This window comes from Micromonospora sp. NPDC004336, assembly GCF_053602615.1.
In genome coordinates, this window is the sequence record NZ_JBSGDY010000354.1 from 1 (window position 1) to 1,939 (window position 1,939).

Below are 1,939 nucleotides of genomic sequence, written 5' to 3' on the forward strand. Positions count from 1 at the left end.
TCTCATGTGGTGGTGGCGGATGTGCGGTGGGATCGGTTCGTGTCGTCGTTCACGGCGTTGCGGCCGTCCCGCCTGTTCACCGAGATCCCCGAGGCACAGGCAGCCATCGAGGCGGCAGCCCGCGCCGAGATCGCTCCCGTCGACCGGGCTTCCGCGCTCCGCGAGCGGCTGGCGCCCCTGACGCCGGCAGAGGCCGAGGCGTACCTCCTGGACCTCGTGCGGAGCCAGGTCGCCGCGGTGCTCGGCCACGCCACCGTGGAGGCGGTGGCACCCGACCGGGCGTTCCAGCGCCTCGGCTTCGACTCCCTCACCGCGGTCGAGCTGCGCAACCGGCTGACCGCCGAGACGGGCCTCGCCCTGCCCGCCACCCTGGTCTTCGACCATCCGACGCCGGCCGCCCTGGTGGCCTTCATCCGCGACACCGTGCTCGGCGCCTCGGACGACGCGCCGGCCGGGCGTACGGTCACCGTCGTCGACGACGACCCGATCGTCGTCGTGGGCATGGGCTGCCGCCTCCCGGGCGGCGTCGGGTCGCCGGACGAGTTCTGGCAGCTGCTCGCCACGGGACGCGACGGCATCTCCGACTTCCCCCTCGACCGGGGCTGGGACACGTTCCTCGACAACGGCCTGTCCGACACGTCCTTCGTCCGCACCGGCGGATTCGTCTACGACGCCACCGGGTTCGACGCCGAGTTCTTCGGCATCTCGCCCCGCGAGGCCCTCGCCATGGACCCCCAGCAGCGGCTGCTGCTGGAGACCTCCTGGGAGGCCGTCGAGTCCGCCGGCATCGACCCGACCAGCCTGAAGGGAAGCGCGGTCGGCGTCTTCGCCGGCGCCAGCTTCCAGGGGTACGCCAGCGGGTCGGTCGGTCGTGCCCAGGAGGTCGGCGGTCACCTGCTCACCGGCAACGCGACCAGCGTGCTGTCGGGCCGGGTGGCCTACTCGTTCGGCTTCGAGGGGCCGGCGATGACGGTGGACACTGCGTGCTCGTCGTCGCTGGTGGCGCTGCACCTGGCGGCGCAGGCACTGCGATCCGGGGAGTGCGACCTGGCCCTCGCGGGCGGCGTCTGCGTCATGGCGTCCCCGGCCACGTTCGCCGAGTTCTCGATCCAGGGAGGCCTGTCGGCCGATGGCCGGTGCAGGTCGTTCTCCGACGACGCGGACGGCACCGGCTGGTCCGAGGGCGTGGGCATGCTGCTGGTGCAGCGGTTGTCGGACGCGCGGCGGGACGGCCGCCGCATCCTCGCGGTGGTGCGGGCCACGGCGGTCAATCAGGACGGTGCGTCGAACGGGTTGACGGCGCCGAACGGTCCGTCGCAGCAGCGGGTGATCCGGCAGGCCCTCGCGTCGGCGGGGTTGTCGACCGCCGACGTGGACGTGGTCGAGGCGCACGGCACGGGCACCCGGCTCGGCGACCCGATCGAGGCGCAGGCGCTGCTGGCGACGTACGGGCAGGGCCGTGGCGGGGTCACGCCGTTGCTGCTCGGTTCGGTGAAGTCGAACATCGGCCACACCCAGGCGGCGGCGGGCGTTGCGGGGATCATCAAGATGATCCTGGCGATGCGGCACGGCATGGTGCCGGCGACGCTGCACGTCGACGAACCGTCGTCGCACGTGGGCTGGGCGTCGGGTGCGGTGGAGCTGGTCACCGAGGCGCGGGAGTGGCCGGCGGTGGGGCGTCCGCGTCGGGCGGGGGTGTCGTCGTTCGGCATCTCCGGCACCAACGCGCACGTGATCATCGAGCAGCCGGAGCCGGGCCCCGTCGCGTCGCCTGAGGGCGAGGTGGCGGCGGATTCCGCGGCCCCGCTGGGTGCGGCCGCGCTGGGTGCGGCGCCGCTGGGTGTGGCGCCGCTGGAGCCGGTGCCGGCGGTGAGCGGCGAGGCCGGTCGGACAGCCGAAGCCGGCCGGGCCGGGTCGACGGACGCAATGCCGGGGACCG

The 1,939-nt window shown here is 73.9% G+C and carries 1 protein-coding gene; it reads left to right on the plus strand.

What is annotated here, in order from left to right; all coding sequences use genetic code 11:
- Positions 1–39: 39 nt before the first annotated feature.
- On the plus strand, positions 40–1,939 hold a 1,900-nt coding region (locus ACWENR_RS30665), incomplete at its 3' end, for a type I polyketide synthase (RefSeq protein ID WP_452280423.1).